14 protein-coding genes are annotated in these 17,670 nt (G+C 74.2%); all 14 read left to right on the forward strand.

Going from position 1 to position 17,670, the window contains the following annotated elements:
- Positions 1-5: 5 nt before the first annotated feature.
- From AB0B33_RS39665 to AB0B33_RS39730, 14 genes are read left to right on the forward strand one after another with little or no spacing between them, the layout of a single operon-like run.
- Entirely contained in the window at positions 6-194 is a 189-nt protein-coding gene (locus AB0B33_RS39665; protein ID WP_360781709.1) for a putative phage tail protein, read from the forward strand.
- On the forward strand, positions 191-853 hold the full coding sequence (locus tag AB0B33_RS39670; RefSeq protein ID WP_247024465.1) for a LysM peptidoglycan-binding domain-containing protein: 663 nt from the start codon (positions 191-193) through the stop codon (positions 851-853). The genes AB0B33_RS39665 and AB0B33_RS39670 overlap by 4 nt, the downstream gene beginning before the upstream one ends.
- Positions 854-866: 13 nt before the next feature.
- Complete coding sequence (locus tag AB0B33_RS39675; RefSeq protein WP_360781711.1) at positions 867-2,060, forward strand: type IV secretion protein Rhs; 1,194 nt, start codon at positions 867-869, stop codon at positions 2,058-2,060.
- Positions 2,057-2,689 (forward strand): phage baseplate assembly protein V, encoded by a 633-nt coding sequence (locus AB0B33_RS39680; protein ID WP_360781713.1) that lies wholly within the window; start codon positions 2,057-2,059, stop codon positions 2,687-2,689. Before AB0B33_RS39675 ends, AB0B33_RS39680 begins: the two co-directional genes overlap by 4 nt.
- Positions 2,686-3,087: a GPW/gp25 family protein gene (locus AB0B33_RS39685; RefSeq protein WP_360781715.1), complete on the forward strand. Its 402-nt coding sequence runs from the start codon at positions 2,686-2,688 to the stop codon at positions 3,085-3,087. Before AB0B33_RS39680 ends, AB0B33_RS39685 begins: the two co-directional genes overlap by 4 nt.
- Positions 3,084-4,979, forward strand: coding sequence for a putative baseplate assembly protein (locus AB0B33_RS39690; protein WP_360781717.1), 1,896 nt, complete (start codon positions 3,084-3,086; stop codon positions 4,977-4,979). Before AB0B33_RS39685 ends, AB0B33_RS39690 begins: the two co-directional genes overlap by 4 nt.
- On the forward strand, positions 4,976-7,015 hold the full coding sequence (locus tag AB0B33_RS39695) for a putative baseplate assembly protein (RefSeq protein WP_360781719.1): 2,040 nt from the start codon (positions 4,976-4,978) through the stop codon (positions 7,013-7,015). Before AB0B33_RS39690 ends, AB0B33_RS39695 begins: the two co-directional genes overlap by 4 nt.
- Entirely contained in the window at positions 7,012-8,928 is a 1,917-nt protein-coding gene (locus AB0B33_RS39700; RefSeq protein WP_360781720.1) for a phage tail protein, read from the forward strand. Before AB0B33_RS39695 ends, AB0B33_RS39700 begins: the two co-directional genes overlap by 4 nt.
- A gap of 13 nt (positions 8,929-8,941) precedes the next feature.
- Positions 8,942-10,138, forward strand: a complete 1,197-nt coding sequence (locus tag AB0B33_RS39705) for a hypothetical protein (RefSeq protein ID WP_360781722.1) — start codon at positions 8,942-8,944, stop codon at positions 10,136-10,138.
- Positions 10,135-12,165, forward strand: coding sequence for a hypothetical protein (locus AB0B33_RS39710; protein WP_360781724.1), 2,031 nt, complete (start codon positions 10,135-10,137; stop codon positions 12,163-12,165). Before AB0B33_RS39705 ends, AB0B33_RS39710 begins: the two co-directional genes overlap by 4 nt.
- Entirely contained in the window at positions 12,162-13,295 is a 1,134-nt protein-coding gene (locus tag AB0B33_RS39715; RefSeq protein ID WP_360781726.1) for a hypothetical protein, read from the forward strand. The genes AB0B33_RS39710 and AB0B33_RS39715 overlap by 4 nt, the downstream gene beginning before the upstream one ends.
- Positions 13,292-13,813 carry a hypothetical protein gene (locus tag AB0B33_RS39720; protein ID WP_360781728.1) on the forward strand — a complete coding sequence of 174 codons (522 nt, stop codon included), beginning with the start codon at positions 13,292-13,294 and terminating at the stop codon, positions 13,811-13,813. Before AB0B33_RS39715 ends, AB0B33_RS39720 begins: the two co-directional genes overlap by 4 nt.
- Entirely contained in the window at positions 13,810-15,540 is a 1,731-nt protein-coding gene (locus tag AB0B33_RS39725) for a hypothetical protein (protein ID WP_360781729.1), read from the forward strand. Before AB0B33_RS39720 ends, AB0B33_RS39725 begins: the two co-directional genes overlap by 4 nt.
- Positions 15,533-17,620 (forward strand): ATP-binding protein, encoded by a 2,088-nt coding sequence (locus AB0B33_RS39730; protein WP_360781731.1) that lies wholly within the window; start codon positions 15,533-15,535, stop codon positions 17,618-17,620. The genes AB0B33_RS39725 and AB0B33_RS39730 overlap by 8 nt, the downstream gene beginning before the upstream one ends.
- Positions 17,621-17,670 lie beyond the last annotated feature (50 nt).

The following is a 17,670-nucleotide window of genomic DNA, read 5'->3' on the forward strand; positions in this document are numbered from 1 at the left end:
AGCGCGTGCCCAAGAACCTGATCATCCACAACCTCGAAGTGCGGTTCCAGGTGGAAGGCGACGACGGGGCGCTGTTCACCCGCCTGTTCAACAAGCACATCCAGGCGTGGTCGCGGCTGTACGAAGAAGAGTGCGCGCGGGCCGAGCGCAGCGGGAACGACCGCAGGATCGGGGATTCGGGAGGCAGCCGGTGATCACCACACCGTTCTCGTCGGTGAGCCAGGGTGCCGACGCGCACCTGGAGATCGAGCGGCCGCCGAACCGGACGCCGCAGGTGATCCCGCTGCGGTTCAACCCGACCGAGTACAAGCTGAGCAAGAGCAACACCTTCGCCGAGATCACCATCCCCGGGCTGGAGACGCCGCCGATCCAGTTCATCCGCGGCAGTACCGAATCGCTGACGCTGCAGGCGCTGGTCGACACCTCGGACACGCTGAACGACGTCCGGACGTCCTATGTGGACGCCATCCGCGACCTGATGCGGATCGACAGCACCGAGCACGCGCCGCCGATCGTCCGGTTCCACTGGAACGGGCCGGTGTTCAAGGGCGTGCTGGAGAAGCTGGACGTGAACTACGTGCTGTTCGCCAAGAACGGCGTCCCGCTGCGGGCCCAGCTGGACCTCACGCTCAAGGAGTACCGCCTGGCGAAGGACCAGGCCGTGGACCCGCCGCGGTCCTCGCCGACGGTGGAGAAGAGCTACGTCGTGCGCCGCGGCGACACCTGGGACCGCATCTCCGCCGCCGTGTACCGGCGCCCGGACGCCTGGCGGGAACTGGCGCGCGCCAACGGCATCGCCGATCCACGCGACCTGCGGCCGGGGCTGGTGCTGACCGTGCCCCGGCTGCCGTGAGGGGGGACGGCCGATGACCGCGCCCGCGGGCACCCAGCCCGAAATCGCCGACCCGGACGGCTACGCACCCGAGTTCGAGGTGGTCGTCGACGGCCTGACGACCGACCCGACGACCAAGAACGACGTCCTCGACATCAAGGTGCACCGCGACCTCGACGAGATGTCCGGCTTCGACCTCGAGCTGAACAACTGGGACGACGTCGCGCTGAAGTTCAAGCACAGCGACTCGAAGGACCTGCAGATCGGCAGGCTCGTCTCCGTCCGGCTCGGCTACGCCGACCGGCTGCTGACCGTCGCCACCGGGAAGATCAGCTCGCTCGCGCCCAAGTTCCCGGACGGGGCTTCGCCGACCGTCTCCATCACCTGCGTCGACGGGATGCTCGACCTCAAGGACCGCAAGCCCACGAAGGACGAGGACAAGAACTTCGTCCGCAAGACCGACTGGGAGATCGCCGAGCAGATCGCGCGGCGCAACCACCTGGCGGTCAAGACGACCCACGAGGGCCCGCGGCACGACCTCGTGGTGCAGAAGAACCAGTCCGACGCCCAGTTCCTGATGGAGCGGGCGAAGCGGATCGACTTCGACTGCTACATCCTGCCGGACCCGAAGACCGGCGTGCAGACGCTGTACTTCGTCAAGCCCACCGACGGCCGCGACAGCCGCCCGATCCGGGTGTTCCGCCTCGCCTACAGCCCGGGGCTGGCGTCGGGGCCCGGTGGGCAGCCGGCCGGCCTGGTGCCCAACCTCCTCGACTTCACCCCGACCATGACCCTGTCCAACCAGGTCAGCAAGCTCACCGTGCACGGCTGGGACCCGGTCAAGGCGGAGCCGATCGAGTACGTCGCGACCTCGCAGGACCTGCCCGGCGGGCAGAACTCGGCCGACGGGCAGAGCGGGCCCGAAGCGGCGGAGACCGCGACGGGCGGCCGCCAAGAGGTGATCGTCGACGCGCCCGTGCTCAGCCAGGAGGAAGCCAAGGAGCTGGCCATCTCGCTGCTGCGGGAGCGGGCCTACGAGTTCATCACCGCGACCGGCCGCCTGGCCGGGCTGCCGGAGCTGCAGCCGGGGGACAACCTGGAGATCTTCGGCCTCGGCCGCCGGTTCTCCGGCACCTACTTCGTCAAGCGCGTGGAGCACGCCCTCAACACGAGCGGGTTCTTCACCACCTTCACCGCCCGGCGGATCTTCCAGGGGGACAAACCATGACGGCGATGCCACGGGCCATGGCGACCGACCAGCGCTTCTACGGCGTCGCGCCGGCGGAGGTCGTGGAGAACGACGGGGACGACGAAGCCCGCGTCAAGGTCAAGTACTACTGGCTGGACGGCGGCTCGTCGATCAGTCCCTGGATCCGGGTCGCCCAGCTGTACGCGGGCGGCGGCTACGGCTCGGTGTTCGTGCCCGAGGTCGGCGACGAGGTGCTGGTCGCGTTCTTCCAGGGGGACATGCGGCAGCCCTACGTGCTGGGCGGGCTCTACAACGGCAAGAAGAAGCCGCCGGTCACGCACGCCGGCGGCCGCGACCAGAAGGTCATCCGGACCAAGGCCGGTCACCGGATCCTGTTCGACGACGGGGAAAAGCAGATCACGATCAGCACCACGTCGGGGGCGAAGGTGGTGCTCAAGGACAGCGGCGAGATCACGTTGGAAGCCGCGACGGTGACCGTGAAGGCGAGCGGCATCGACCTCGGCGGCGGTTCCACCGAGCCCGTCGTGCTCGGCAACGCCCTGATGCAGGCCTTCGTCCAGCACACCCACCCGGTGGCGGGCGCGGCCACCGGGCCCGCGACCCCGCTGCCGCCGACCGTGCTCGCGAAGAAGGTGAAAGCGACGTGACCGAACCCTTCCTCGGTACCGGCTGGCGGTTCCCGATCCTGCCCGACGAGGCCGGCCGGCTGTCCTACGCCGTCGGCGAGACGAGCATCGAGCACTGCCTGCGCGCGCTGCTGCTCACCGCGACGGGCGAACGCGTGATGCGCCCGGAGCTCGGCACCACCGTGCAGGAGTCGGTGTTCGCGCCGGGCAGCGTGCAGAACCTGCGCGGCCTGGAGCGCTCGATCGGCGACGCCGTGAAGACCTTCGAGCCGCGGGTGGAGCTGGCGAGCGTCCTCGCCGAGACCGACCCGGCCGACGAGTCCCGCGTGACGATCTCCGTCGAGTACCGGATCCGGCGCACCAACACCAAGGCGAACCTGGTGTTCCCGTTCTACCTCGGCCTGACGGGGACGCCATGACCCTGCCCGCGCCGAAGCTGGACGACCTCACCTGGGCCGACCTGATGGCGGCCACCACCCGCCGCATCCCGGCGGAGTCGGACGGGACGTGGACGCTGCACGCGCCCGCCGACCCCGGCGTCACGCTGCTGGAACTGTTCGCCTACCTGCTGGAGCAGCGGCTCTACTGGCTGGACCAGGCCCCGGACGAGCTCGTCGTCGCGATCCTGAAGCTCCTGGGGCTCGAGCCGCCACGCCCGGCGCGGGCGGCGGCCACCGTCCTCGCGCTGAGCACGGAAGGGGAAACGCCGACGGTGGTGCCCGCCGGCACCGTCCTGGCCCGCGACCCGGCCGCGGCGATCCGCTTCACCCTCGACGACGAGGTGACCGCGTTCCCGGTGGACGGCGACGCCCACGTGGTCACCGACCGCGACCGCACCGCCGACCTGCTCGCCCGGCGCGGGGTGCCGCTGCTGGCGAGCGACGGGTCCGCCGCCTCGGCCCGCTTCACCCTGCCGCTCACGGGAGCGCACTCCACGTCCGGCTGGCTGTCGGTGCTGTTCGAGCTCGACTCGCCGCTGCCGCCGTCGTGGGCGCCGCCCCCGCTGCCGGTCGTCCGGCCGCCGGCCGAGCTGACGTGGTCGTGGTTCCGCCCGAGCGGCGACGCCTCGGGCGGGTTCGCCGCAGTCGAGGACGGCACCGGCGGGCTGCGGCGCTCCGGCGTCGTGCGCCTGCGGCCGCCGCCCGAATGGTCCACAATGGACAACGGGCTGCTGGTGGCCACCCCGGCCGCGACCTATCCGGCCCCGCCGCGGCTGCTGCGGCTGGCGGTGAACGTCTCGGGCGCCCGCCACGCCGAGCGGCGCACGGTCACCGGGCTGGGCAAGCAGACGGACCGGTGGCTGAAGCTGCCCGGCCAGCGGCTCGTGCTGCCCGACGCCGCCGACCGGCTGCTCACCGCCGTCCTGCACCTGGCGGGCGACGAGTGGGAACCGGCGGCCGACTTCGCCTTCGGCTCCGGCCGCGACCGGATCTTCCTGCTGGACCGGCACGACGGCGCGCTCGTGTTCGGCGACGGCCTCACCGGGCGGATCCCGCGTCCGGGCGGAACCGTCGAGGTCGGCTACACGATCGGCGGCGGCCGCGACGGCAACGGCGGGCTGACGGACAACTGGCTGCCGGTCGACCTCGCGGCGCCGGTGCGGGCGGCGAACCCGGTGAAGGCCGACGGCGGGGCGGACCCGGAAACGGTCGCCCAGGCCCGCGACCGGGCCGCGGGCGCGCTCGGCGAGGTGACCAGGGCGGTCACGGCCGCGGACTTCGTCACGCTGGCCACCACGACACCCGGCGTCCAGGTCGGGCGTGCCCACGCCGCGGTCGGCGAGCACCCGGGCTTCCCGTGCGCGCGGGTCCCCGGCGCGGTGACCGTCCACATCGTCCCGTCGGTGCCCGCCGGGACCGTGCCCGCGCCGGAGCCGGACCCCGGCATGCTGTGCGCCGTCGAGGAGCGGCTGGCGGCGGCGAGGCTGCTCACGGCCGAGGTCTTCGTGCGGCCCCCGGTGTACCGCGACGTCCGGCTGCGGGTGGACCTGTCCGGCACACCGGCCGACCGGGCCGAAGTGTCCACTGTGGTCAGTGCCGCGCTGCGCCACCACCTCGGCCCGCTGACCGGCGGCGACGAGGGAACGGGCTGGCCGTTCGGCGGCGCCCTGCGGCCCTCGGCCCTGCTGCGCGCCGCCCAGCAGGCACTCGGCGACCTGGCGGCGGTGACCGCGGTCGCGATCGGGATCGACGGCGCGGATCCGGCCGAAACGTGCGACGACGTCCCGCTGCGAGCCGGCGACCTGCCGGTCGTGCGCGAAGTCCGCACGCACGTGGTGCCTGTCGTCGAACCGGGGGAGGGGTTGCTGTGACCGACGTCTGGTGGGCCCGCGACTCGGGCGAAGACGCGCACATGGTGCCCGGCCCCGGGCCGTCCGGGGTGGAGCCGGAGCTCGTCGATGCATCGCGCGAAGCGGTTCGCGCCGCCGTGCGGGACCGGATCCCCGGCTACACCCCGGACTGGACCAACCCCGACCGGCAGGACGCCGGGGTCGCGCTCGTGCGGCTCTTCGGTGCCCAGGCCGAGCCCGTGCTGCTGCGGGTCAACCGGCTGCCGGAGAAGATCCTCGCCGAGCACCTGGGCACCGCGGGGGTGCGGCGCCGGCCCGCCACCGCGGCGGCCGCGCTGCTCGAGTTCACCGTGAAGCCGCGGGACGGCGCTTCGGTGCTCGTCCCCGCCGGGTTCCAGGCCGCCGCCACCGGCACCGACGGCGACGTCGTCTACGAGACCGACCAGGACCTCTACGCCACCCCCGCCACCCTGGGTGTGCTCGCCGTGCAGCGGGGCGGGGCGCTCGAGCCGGTCCCGCTCGGCCCGAACGGGCCCGGCCGCCCGTTCGCGCCCTTCGGCACCGAGCCTCAGCCGGGCAACGCGCTGTGGCTGGGCCTCGACGGCACCGCGAGCCCGTTCCCCTCGCTGTCGCTGGGCTTCGTGGTCGCGGCCGCGCCGCCGGTGCCCGCGGCCGCCGGCGGGCTCACCCCGCTGCCCCTGGCACCCCAGCCGCTGCTGCGCTGGGACGTGCTGGACGGCGGCCGGTTCCGGCCCGCCGAAGTCGTCCGCGACGAGACGCGGGGGTTGCGCGCCGGCGGCACGGTGGAGCTGCGGGTGCCCCGCACCTGGGCACCCGGGCAGCCGCCGGCCGCGCGCCCCGGCCCGGCGCTGCGCTGGCTGCGCTTGCAGGTCGCGCAGGGCACGTTCACGGTCGCGCCGCCGCTCGTTTCGGGCATGCGGTTGAACACCGTCGCGGCCACCGCGGCCCGCACGATCTTCGACGAGCCGCTGGAACCGATCCAGGACCCGGCGAACCCGTCCGGACGACGGCGGCTGCGGCTGAGCCAGGTCCCGATCCTGGCCGGCACCGTGGTCATCGAAGTCGACGACGACCCGGGCATGGACCTGTTCGGCACCACCGGAGGGACCGCGTCGCCCTGGCAGGAGGTGCCGAGCTTCGCCGCCCACGGCCCGGACGACCGCGTGTTCGTCGTCGACTACGACACCGGCGTGGTCACCTTCGGCGACGGCGTCAACGGCGCGCCCGTGCCGCCGGGCTTCCGCAACGTCCGCGCGGTGCGCTACCGCGTCGGCGGCGGCGCGGCGGGCGCGGTGGCGGCCGGTGCCGTCAACGGTCTTCGCACCGCGCAGCCGTTCGTGACCGGCGTGACCAACCCGTTCCCCGCCACCGGCGGCTCCGACGCCGAGCCCGACGCCGACGTCGTACGGCGCGGGGTGGAGGAACTGCGCTCCCGCGGCCGGGCCGTCGCCCCCGCCGACTACGGCCTGCTGGCCCTGCGCGCGCCGGGCGCCTCGATCGCCCGCGCGAACGGCGTGCCGGGCCTGCACCCGGACTTCGCCGGCACGCCCATCCCCGGTGTCGTCGGTGTCCTGGTGGTGCCGCCGTTCGAGGCGGGCGGCACCGAGCCGCCGGTCCCGACCGCCGCGACCCTGCGCGCGGTGGCCGACTTCCTCTCCCGCGAGGTGGCGCCCGCCGGCGTCACGGTGGTCACCGGCCCGGTCGCGTTCCGGCGGATCGGCGTCGAGGCCAGGGTCGTGCTCGACACCGGCCAGGACCGGGCCGCCGTCCTCGCCGGGGCGGCGGACGCGGTGACCACCTACCTGGATCCCTTGCGGGGCGGGGAAAACGGCGGCGGCTGGCCGTTCGGCGGCGCGGTGCGGCACACCGCGCTGGTGCGCCGGCTCCTGGCCGTCGACGGTGTCCTCGCGGTGTCCGGGCTCGTGCTCACCGCCGACGGGCTGCGGCTGCCGCCGTGCGCCGACCACCCGATCCCGCCGGCCGACCTGGTGTGGCCGGAGCGCCCGCTGCTGATCCCGGTGGAGGAGTCCCCATGACGTGCACGCCCGAGAACGCCACGTTCCGGCTCCTCGACGCCGTCGTCGGGTGGGACCAGGACGTCGTGGCGGACCTCGTCGGGTTCGCGGACGAGACCGGCGTCCGGCTCGCCCACGCCGGCGCGTCCCCGGACGGCCCGACGCGGGCCCAGCTGCTGCCGTGGTTCCCCGACCCGCGCCTGGCGCCCGGGTGCCGGCCCTGCGCGTGGTACCTGCTCTCCGGCGAACGGCTGCTGCGCCGGGACACCTGCGCGGGTGACTGGCTGCCGGGGTGGCCGCCCTCCTGCGACCCCCGGCTGCTGCACGCGCCTACGGCCGTCGCCGCGCGCGGGCACCGGGTCGCCGTGGCCGACTCCGGCCGGGTCTTCGTGTGGCGCAACGAAGGCGACCAGCTGGTCGCGGTGATCGAGCTCCGGGACGCCTCGGTCGTCGCGCTCGCGCAGGACGAGCAGGTGCTCGTCGCTCGTGCGGGCAGCGACCGGCTGCGGCGCTACGGCCCCGACGGTCGGCTGCGCGAGGTCGTCCGGACGCACGTCCGCGGCCAGATCGTCGGCATCCGCACCGGACCCGGGTGCACGATCTGGCTGCTCACCGAAGAAGCCGGCCGCCTGCGGATCTACCGGGACCACTGCGAGTCCACACTGGACGAACTGGCGGCCGCGCTGCCGCCGAGCAGTTTGACCGGTGCGGACGACGACGGCTTCTGCCTGCGCGAACAGGGACCTGACGGCGAAGTGACCACCTGCTACGACTGGGCGGGCGAGCCGCGCGAGGAACCGCCGGCCGGGTCCGGTCAGTTCGTCACCGAGGGCGAGTTCACCACCCTCCTGATCGACAGCGGGATCTCGCGCTGCCGCTGGCACCGGGTGCGGGTGGAAGCGGACGTGCCGGCGGGCACGGCGGTGTCGGTGTCGATCGTGGTGTCCGAAAACGGCAAGTTCGCCGAGAGCGACTGGCAGACCGCGCCCGCCGGCGGCACCGACTTCCTCGTCGACCAGCCACCCGGGCGCCACCTCACCGCCCGCGTGCGGCTGTCCGGTGACTCGTCGGCGACGCCGGTCCTGCACCGGATCCGGCTCGACTTCCCGCGCGCCACCAGCGCGGACCTGCTGCCCGCCGCGTTCCGCCATGACCCGGCAGCCGACGACTTCACCGAACGGTTCCTGTCCCTGTTCGACGCCACCACGGCCGAACTCGACCGGGTCCTCGAGCGGTACCCGGCGCTGCTCGACGCGGCCGGCGTGCCGGACGGCGCGCTGCCGTGGCTGGCCGCGCTGCTGGGCCTGGCGTTCGAAGCGGGCTGGGACGCGGAAACGCGCCGGAAGCTGATCACCGCCGCACCCGGGCTGTACCGGCGGCGCGGGACGCCGGCCGCGCTGGAAGAAGCGATCAAGATCGTCTTCGACGTCGACCCGGTCATCGACGAGCTGGCCGGCGACCGCCACTGGGCGCAGGTCCGCGCGACCGCGGGGCCGCCGTCCGCCCGCGGCCTCGGCTCGGTGCGGCTGTTCGGCCGCTCGTCGTCGCGGCTGCGGTTGGACACCTCGTCGCTGGGCGCGGCGCCGCTGCGGGCGTTCGGCGACCCGGACACCGACCCCCTCACCGAGCACGCCCACCGGTTCCGGGTCCTGCTGCCCGCCGGCGCGGCCGACGAGGAGGCGGTGCGGCGCCTGGTGGTCCGGCAGGCACCGGCGCACACGAAGGGTGCGGTGCGCATCGGCGGATCGGGGTTCGTGGTCGGCACGCTTTCGGCGATCGGGGTCGACACGGCGTTCGTCCCGCTGCCGCCGCCGGTGGTGGGCGGCGCGCGCCTGAACCACGACGGAGTACTGAGGCCCGGGCCACGGGGCGCCCGCCACGGGGTGAGCGTCGGTGTGGCGTCCGCGGTCGGGGTCCACACGCGAGTGTCTTGAGAGGACAGAAGAGATGACCGAGGCAACGACAGAGGAACAGGCATTCCGCCGGTTGCGGTACTTCCACGGCAGGCTGCTCACCGCCCGCGACTTCCAGCGGGAGCAGGAGTACTTCCGCGAAAAGCTGAAGCTGCGCATGCGCTGCCTGCTCGGCTACGGCGTGGTGTGCGGGCTGTTCGTGGAACCCGCGCCGAAGACCGGCGGCGAAGAAAAGCACGAACACCACGCCAGGGTGCACATCACCAGCGGGCTCGGCGTCGACTGCGACGGCAACGAGGTGCTCGTTCCGGGCAGCTGCGCGATCGACCTGTGGGACGCGCTGCCCGAGGACGAGCGCACCGGGACGACCGTGTGGGTCGGCGTCGAGTACACCGAACACGCGGTCGAGCCGACCCGGACGGTGTTCAACTCCGCCTGCGGGGACACCTCGGACTGCGACTTCGGCTACACCGAGGAGAGCTACTGCGTCCGCGTCACCACCAAGACGCCGCCGAAGGACGAGCGCTGCGAAACCTGCTGCACCCGGTGCGAGCACAAGGTCCTGTGGCTGGCCCGGATCGACGACGTCGACTTCGCCCAGCCGGTCCGCGAAGACCGGATCCACCTCGACGTCCGCCGGTTCTTCGGCCGCCGCGTCCCGACGGTGATCACCGGCGTCAACTGGAAGCACGGCCACACCTACACGGTGAACGAGGCCAGGGAACTGCTCGGCACGCAGAAGAACTCCGGCGGCCTGGTCGTCGAGTTCTCCGACGGCGTCCGCGTCGACAGCCTGCGCCGCGGGGTGGTCGAGATCCAGGTGATCGAAGGCGGGGCCGGGCGCAACGCCGACACCTGGTACATGGGCGGCGCGTTCGAGGAACCCACCCCGAAGGACGGCGAGTTCACCGACCACTTCCGCTACCGGCAGACGACCCGCGAGACCCTGCAGGACGGCGATCGCGTGCTGATCACCGTCCGCGCCGCGTTCATCCTCGACCACTGCTGCCGCCCGGTCGACGGCACCAACGTCGGCGGCCGGGTCCCCTTCACCGGCCACGCGGACACCGACGTCGAGACCGAGACCGGCCACGGCCACGACCCCAAGCCCGAGCCGGACCCGACCGGGTGCCTCGTCCCGCCGACGGGCATCGGGCCGTGGACGTCGGGCACCGGCGCCGGCGGCGACGTCTTCGAGAGCTGGTTCTTCATCACCGAGGAGCGTTCATGAGCACGACTGGGTGCGGGTGCGGGTGCGGCGGGGCGCCGGCCTTCCCCGCCGCGTTCGTCCGGCCGCGGTTCTTCTCGGGGCAGCTGCTCACCGAGGACGACCTCACGCTGCTGACCGACTACGTGGCCGGGAAGGACCGGCTGCACAACCGGATGCTGTCGGGTCCCGGCGTCGTGTGCGGGCTCGAGGTCACCTGCGGTTCGTGCACGGGCGGGACCGTGCTCGTGCACCCCGGGCACGCGCTGGACTGCTGCGGCAACGACATCGTGCTGTCCTGCAAGGAGAAGGTCGACGTGCAGGCGCTCGTGCGCGAGCTGCGGGTGTCCTCGCCGGGCGTCGGCTGCGGCGACCCGTGCGACGACGACCAGCGCCACTTCGGGCTCTTCGTGCGGTACGAGGAGAGCATGACCGGCGCGGTCACGCCGTTCGCCACCGAGGAGCCGTGCCCGTCGCCGGGGTGCGTGCCGTCCCGCGTCGAGGAGGGCTTCCGGTTCGTCGTCAAGTGCGACACGACCGACGACCACCGGTACAACCCCGCCACCAAGCTGCTCGCACAGATCGGGGACAAGGACGCCTACGAGCACATCCGCCTGCTGAGCGCGCGGCTCGGGCGCTACCTGGACCCGATGGCGGTCGCCGGCGGCTCCTCGACCCGGCCGATCCGGTTCGACGACGCCGACCTGGTCCGGTACCGCGACAACCTCGCCCTGCTGCAGGCCGCCGGGGACACCCCGCAGCCACCGGAAGCGCGGCAGCAGACCGAGTACGTGCGGGCGCTGGCCGCTTCCGTCGCCCGGTACGACACCTACGACGAGGCGGGGCAGCAGGAGCTGCGGGGCCGGCACGAAGAACTCGGCTCGATCGACACCGCCCGGGAGGTGCTCGGCGCGGCCTGCGCCCGGCTGGCCGAGACCGACCCGCGGGAGGTCTGGCCGGAGCTCGCGCACCGGCAGATCGCGCTGGCCGTCGTGGCGGAGGTGAAGAACCGGCTGGTCACCCTCGATCCGGACGCCCCCATCGAGCTGCGCCTGCTGGCGCAGGGCACGCCGCTGGACAACGTGCTGGAGGCCGAGTTCCGGGCCGATCTGGTGCGGATCCGGGAGTGGCTGCTCGGCCGGCTGGACCGGGTGGCCGGCGTCGCGGACTGCAAGCTGCACGACGAGGTGCGCACGGTCGCCATCCCGCAGCCGCTGCCCATCCCGGAGCCGGACCGGATGCAGCGGCTGACCGTCGCCGACCTGGGCCTGCTCACGGACGCGGCCGGGAAGCTGACGACCTCCGTGCTCCGGTTCGTCACCGACGCGGCCTGCTCGACGCTGAACCCGCCGTGCGCCGACTGCGCCGACAACGACGTGCTGCTCGCGCACCTGGAGCTGGACGGCTGCGACGTCGTGCGCGTCTGCTCGGCGACCCGGGAGCAGGTGCTGCCGGGTGGTTCGGCCTACGGCGAGTGGCTGCCGAAGCTGTACCAGCTGCGTCACTTCGCCGAGCAGATCTGCTGTCAGCCGACGCCGGTGCACCGGCCGCCGTCCGTGCCGGCCACCGGGCCGATCCCGCGGCCGTACGTGCCGCGGCTGCTCGAAAAATGGCGGTCGCGGAGCCCGCTGGAGCGGATGTGGGAGCTCCTGGTGACCCCGGCGCCGGGGGAGACCGTGCCGAAGCCGGTGCGGGAGCAGGTGTACACCGTGCCGGCCGAGGTGACCGACAGCCTGCAGGAGATGAACGCGCTGCGGGGCCAGGTGAGCGACCTGGTCGCGACCGTGGAGGCGTTGCGCGGACAGCTGGACACCGCGCGGGAGCAGGTCACGCAGGTGCGGGACGAGCTGCCGGACCGGCTGTCCGACCGGCTCTCGGAGCTGGAGAGCGCCCCGGACCCGGAAGCCTCGGCCGAGGCCGGCGCTGCCGATGCTGCTGATTCTGCCGAGGAGCAGGTCGAGAAGCCGAAGCCGCCGCCGCGGCGGGGCCGGTCCTCCTCGGCCCGCGGCGGTGGTTCCGCTCGCAAGCCGCGGTCGGGTGAGACGTCGTGACCGGTCCACTGCGCCCGGAGTTCCACGAGGGGCAGGTGCTCGCCGCCGCGGACCTCGCGGCGACCGTAGCCCACGCCCGTTCGGCGGCCGTCCGGCACGCGCGCCTTTCGCACGACTGGGGCATCGCCGACGGGCTCGGCCTGACGACCGAGAACCGGACCGATCCGGTGTCGGGCGACCGGTTCGTCGAGGTGAGCGTGCAAGCCGGGCTCGCGGTCGACGGGACCGGCCGGGAGATCGTGGTGCCGGCGCCGGTCGTGCTGTCGGAGGCGGACTTCGAGGCCGTCAACGGCGCCGACGGGAAGACGACCGACCCGTACCCGGTGTTCCTCACCGCCGCCGACCGGACCCAGCCGCCGACCGGCCCGGCCTCGTGCGCCGGCTCCGGCGGGCCGACCCGGGTCGAGGAGTCCTACCAGATCCTCTTCCGGCGGCTCGGCGACGAGCGGCTGGTGGCCGACCAGCAGCCGCCCGCGGTGGCCGCCGCTCCGGCGGCCCCGCCCGTGCAGTGGCTGGTCCTGCTGGGCTTCGTCCAGTGGAACGGCGCGCACTTCACCGCGGTGGTCCCGGCGGCGCGCGGGGTCGGGCCGCGGTACGTCGGGGTGCGCGCGGACACCGTGTCGGCCCGGTCGGGTTCGCTGGCGCTGCGCACCCTGCCCGAGGTCCAGGAGGGCAAGCCGGCGCTGGTGCTGTCCGCCGCGCCCGCGCCGACCCTGGTCTACGGGCTGTACAAGGGATCCGGCGACGTCGACCCGCTGCTGACGGTGGAGGCCAACGGGAACCTGACCATCGCGGGCAGCTTCTCCGGCCAGACCTCGGCGGGCAGCGTGCTGGCGACGTCGGGCAGCGCGACCGACGGCATGGTGCTGCCGCTGCCGTCCGGCGTCACGGCGGCGGAGATCGCCGACGGCCGGGTGTCCTTGCACGTCTACGTGACGCCGCGGATCCCGCCGTCGGAAGCGGGGCTGACCGTCCCTGTGGAGGCCACTGTGGACGGTGACCGGCGGGTCCGGTGCCGGCTGCGGTCCTACGACCCCGGCGTGGGTCCCGCGGTCACCGAAGCGTCGGGCTCGGTCGACTTCCTGGTCCTGGCAACGGTCGCGGCGACGAGCGGGGGTGGCCGAGGGTGAGCGTTTTCGCGGTGTACGAGTCGAGCACCGGCATCGTGGTCGGTGCGGTCAAGGCGATCGGCACGCCGGTGCCGGCGGCGGACGCCCTGGTCGGCGCCGCGCTGCCGGTGCGGCTCTCGCTCAAGGCCGGTGACCTGGTGACCCTGTCGCTGGGGGGCCGGGAACTGGCCGTGCACGAGGCCGACGACCAGCCGGCGGTGTTCCTCGATCCGCTGGCCTACGGTGTCACGCGGGTGTCCGGCCAGCCGGCGAAGCCCGCGCTGAAGGAACTGGCGGAACTGAAGGTCCCGGTCGAGTTCGACCCCACCGGGCTGCTCGTCAAGCTGCCGGGCGTCGCGGACGCGGACACCGCCGTGTTCGCGCTGGTCTCCGAGGGGCCCGACACGCTGCCGGTCGCCGGGGTCGTCAAGAAGGACGACGACCACGTGTCGCTGCCGCTGACGGTGAGCACGGGCGCGCACGCCGTGCTGGTGCTGGTGGCGGGCTGGGCGGGCCGCCTGGTGGAGGTCGCCAAGTGAGCGCACCCACCGGCGGCGAGGTCACCGTGCGCCGGTGCGTGGTGCGGGTGGTCCGGCGCGGTGGGTGGAGCTGGGGGCCCGACCCCCGCGGCCTCGTCCAGCGGGCCCTCGACGCCCTGCCGGAACTGCTGGCCGAGCGGTTCGACGACCTGCTCGACGGCGACGGCCCGGACGTGGAGATCACCGAGCCGGTGCGGCTGTCGGTCCGGCTGTCCGCGGCCGGGCGCGGCGGAAGCGGGCTGGTGCCCTCGGGCCTGGTCCTCGAAACCGTCGCGGCGGGTGGCGGGACGCCGTCCGAGTCGATCCCGCTGCCGGTGCCGGTGGTGCTCCCGGCCCGGTCGTCCCCATCGGACGGAGGTGGCGAGGTGCCGGAGTCCGGTCCGGGCACGCCGGAAAGCCCGCCGTCGGCGGCGGCGGCGTTGTTCGAGGAGCTCGCCGCGCGGGAAGAACTGGTCGCGCTGCTCGCGTTGCTGCCCGAGGAGACGGTGCGGCGGTACCTGTCCGCGCTGCTCGCCGAGTCCGCCGCCGAACGCGCTGGTCCGGTGGCCGGCGAGCCCGGGGGTTCGTTCGTGGCCGAAGAGCTGCCCGGACCGGCCGTCGTGCTGGCGGCGGAGCTGGCCCGGCGGCGGTCCCTCGCCTGGCCGCCCGCGACCCGCGCGGACTTCGCCGGGCTGCTGCTGGGTTCGCCGGGCGGGCCGGCCGGTGCGGAGATCGCGCCGATCGCCGCGACGGCGTCCGTGACCGAGTCTTCGAGGCCGGCGGGGGAGACGCGGGTCGGCTCGGTGCTGCCGTTCCTGCTGGCCGGCCCGCTGGCCAGGACCGGCTACCTGGACGCGATCGGCCCGGCACTGTCCGGAGTGGACCTGGCCGCCGCGACCCCGCTGTTCGCCGCGGCACTGGCGTACAAGGTCCTCGGCGCACCGCAGCGGGGCTGGCGGCGGACCCCCGCGGACGACCTCGCGGCGGCGACGTTCGCCGGCCTGGAGTCGGTCCCGGACCTGACCGCGTTCGCCGGGGAAGCCGTCCCCGCGCTGCCGGTGCTGGACGGCGTGCTGGCGCTTTCGCTGTGCCGCGGCCACGACCGGGCCGGCCCGCTGCTGATCACGGGCGTCGACGACGGCCTGCTGCTGGTCGACGCGCAGGGCCTGTTCCCGATCGCGTGGACGTCCACAGTGGACGATCTGGTGCCGCACTGGGCGGCCTGCGGCCGGCCGCCGGTGCTGGTGCGCGACAGCCCGCTCCCGGCGTCCGGCCTGCGCGACCTGGCGGCGGCGGGCGTCCGGTTGATCACCGACGCGCGCCCGCTGCGCGACGACCCGCTGACCCGCCTGCGCTGGCCCACCCCGCTGTGGACGACCGGTGGCGTGGAACCCCGGCTGGCCACGAGTCTTTCCGCCGAGCGCCTGGACGAACTGGCCCGGACGCTGTTCGTCGAGCACCGGGCCGTGCCGCTGGCGGCGGACCGCGCGCTGGAGCACAGCGTCTCGCTGGCGGCGGCGCTGGCGCTGGGCATGATCGCCTGGCAGCTGTGGGAGGGCGACTCCCCGGTCCGGGCCCTGACGACGTTCGCCGACCTGGAGGCCACCGTCCGGTTCACCCGCGACGCGGTGCGCGTGAAGATCCCGCTGGGCCGCCGCCACACGGACCTGTGGCGGGGCGGCGCCCTCACCGACGTACCCGACGTGGTCTGGCTGGACGGCCGGACCCTGACCTTCTCCGGTGGCTGACGTGAGCGGGCCGGCGGCCGAGCACCTCCGGGTGCGCCTGGCGGAACTGCACCAGGCGCTGCGCGGCGCCGTCGCCCGGCAGGCCGAGGCCGCGGCGGTGCTGACGCGCCCGGACCTGACCCCGTTCTGCGTCACCGACGAGCAGGTGGACGCGCTGCTCGACCGCGTCGACGCCTTCGCCGAAGGGATGACCGAGCCCGCGTCGCCGGCCCGGCCGGAGCCGGAGTCCGAGCAGCACCTCCGGCGGCTGGCCGCCGCGCGCGGGCTGACGCTCCCGCTGGACGCGCTCGCGACCCGCTACGGCCTGTCCCGGGACGAGCAGGACGCGCTGCTGCTGGTGGCCGCGCCGGAGCTGGACCCCGGCTACGAGCGCGTCTACGCCTACGTCGTGGACAACCTCAACCGGCGGGCGCCGTGCGTGGAGCTGCTGGTCGCGGTGATCGCCCAGACCCCGGCCGACCGCCTGGCCCTGCGCCGCGCGCTGGGGTCCGCGGGCCGGCTGCGCCGCTACGGCCTGGTGAAGGCGTACGGCGAGGCGCCGACCGAGCTCGCCCAGGAGCTGACCCTCGGCGGCGGCGTGTTCGAGTACCTGATGGGCTGGGGCGGCGACGTCGGCGTCCTCGGCCACGACCCCGGCGAAGTCACCCGCCCGCCGCGCCAGGTGGCGTCGCCGTACCTGGAGTCGGAGCGGCTCACCACGCTCGGCCGCGCGCTGGCCGGCGGCGACGTCGACGTGGTCGGCCTGTGGGGCTGCCCGGCCGACAGCCAGCTCGACGTCGCGCAGGCGCTGGCGGCCGCGGCCGGGCGTCCCCTGCGCCGCGTGACCGCGGACGCGGCGGCCGACCTGCGGACCGCCGCCGCGCTGGAGGCGATCCTGTGGCTCCCGACGGACGGCCGCGACCCCCAGGCCGACGAGCCGTGGGTGAGCTCGGGCGTGCCGCTGTGCCTGACCGGCGCGACCCCGTGGCGCCCGCCCCGGCTGCTGGCCGCCCGCACCTACGCGGAGGTGACGATCCCGCCGCCGGGCTTCCCGGAACGCCGGGCGATGTGGTCGTCGGCGTTCCCGGTGCTGGGCGACGACGTCCTGGCCGACCTGGCCGCCCGCTACCGGATGAGCGGCGGCGAACTCAGCGCGGTGGCCGCGGTCGCCGACACCGGCGCGCGCCTGTCGGGCAACGGCCACCGGCTCAGCGACCACGTCGAGCCCGCGATCGCCACGGTGACCCGCGGGCGCACCAGCGGCGCGGTGCAGTCGATCATCCCGCGCCGGGGCCTGGCGGACCTGGTCCTGCCGGCCGCGCAGATGGCCCAGATCGGGGAGATCGCGTCGGCGTTCCGCGCGTGGCCCCGCATCGCGGAGACGTGGGGCTTCGCCCGCAAGACGACGACGGGCGGCGTCAAGGCGATGTTCACCGGCGAGCCGGGCACGGGCAAGACGATGTCGGCGGAGGTCGTCTCCGGAATCCTGGGCCTGGAGCTGCTGAAGGTGGACCTGGCGCAGGTGGTGTCGAAGTGGGTGGGGGAGACGGAGAAGAACATGGAGGTGGTGTTCCGCCAGGCGGAGGACAGCCACGCGGTCCTGCTCTTCGACGAGGCGGACGCGCTGTTCGGCAAGCGCGGCGAGGTCAAGCAGGGCACCGACCGCTACGCCAACCTGGAGGTCGGCTACCTGCTGCAGCGCCTGGAAGCGAGCGACGGCCTGATCATCCTGACGAGCAACCTGAAGGAGAACATCGACCCGGCCTTCACCCGCCGGTTCCACTTCGTGGTCCACTTCCCCCGCCCGGGCGTGGCGGAGCGCCGCCGCCTGTGGCACCTGGCGTTCCCCCCGGAGGCCCCGCTGGCCCCGGACGTCGACGTGGACGCGTTGTGCCGCCTGGACATGACGGGCGCGGGCATCACGTCGGCGGCCCGCACGGCAGCACTGGCCGCGGCCGACACGGGCAGCGACGCGATCGCCATGCGCCACGTGGTCCGCGGCGTCTCCCGCCAGTTCCAGCGCGAGGCCCGGTTGTTCCGCCCGGCGGAGCTGGGCCGGTATGCTGGACTACTGACCGACAACGGGAGTGCGCATGCCTGAACTGATGCCCCCGCAGACAAAACCGGCGATCCCGGTGACAGCCCGGGAAC

The sequence above is a fragment of the Amycolatopsis sp. NPDC049159 genome (assembly GCF_040648295.1).
GTDB lineage: Bacteria > Actinomycetota > Actinomycetes > Mycobacteriales > Pseudonocardiaceae > Amycolatopsis > Amycolatopsis pretoriensis_A.

Coding starts and splice junctions, on each gene's coding strand:
- AB0B33_RS39675 (WP_360781711.1), top strand. CDS start 867: ATGACCGCGCCCGCGGGCACCCAGCCCGAAATCGCCGACCCGGACGGC.
- AB0B33_RS39680 (WP_360781713.1), top strand. CDS start 2,057: ATGACGGCGATGCCACGGGCCATGGCGACCGACCAGCGCTTCTACGGC.
- AB0B33_RS39690 (WP_360781717.1), top strand. CDS start 3,084: ATGACCCTGCCCGCGCCGAAGCTGGACGACCTCACCTGGGCCGACCTG.
- AB0B33_RS39700 (WP_360781720.1), top strand. CDS start 7,012: ATGACGTGCACGCCCGAGAACGCCACGTTCCGGCTCCTCGACGCCGTC.
- AB0B33_RS39705 (WP_360781722.1), top strand. CDS start 8,942: ATGACCGAGGCAACGACAGAGGAACAGGCATTCCGCCGGTTGCGGTAC.
- AB0B33_RS39710 (WP_360781724.1), top strand. CDS start 10,135: ATGAGCACGACTGGGTGCGGGTGCGGGTGCGGCGGGGCGCCGGCCTTC.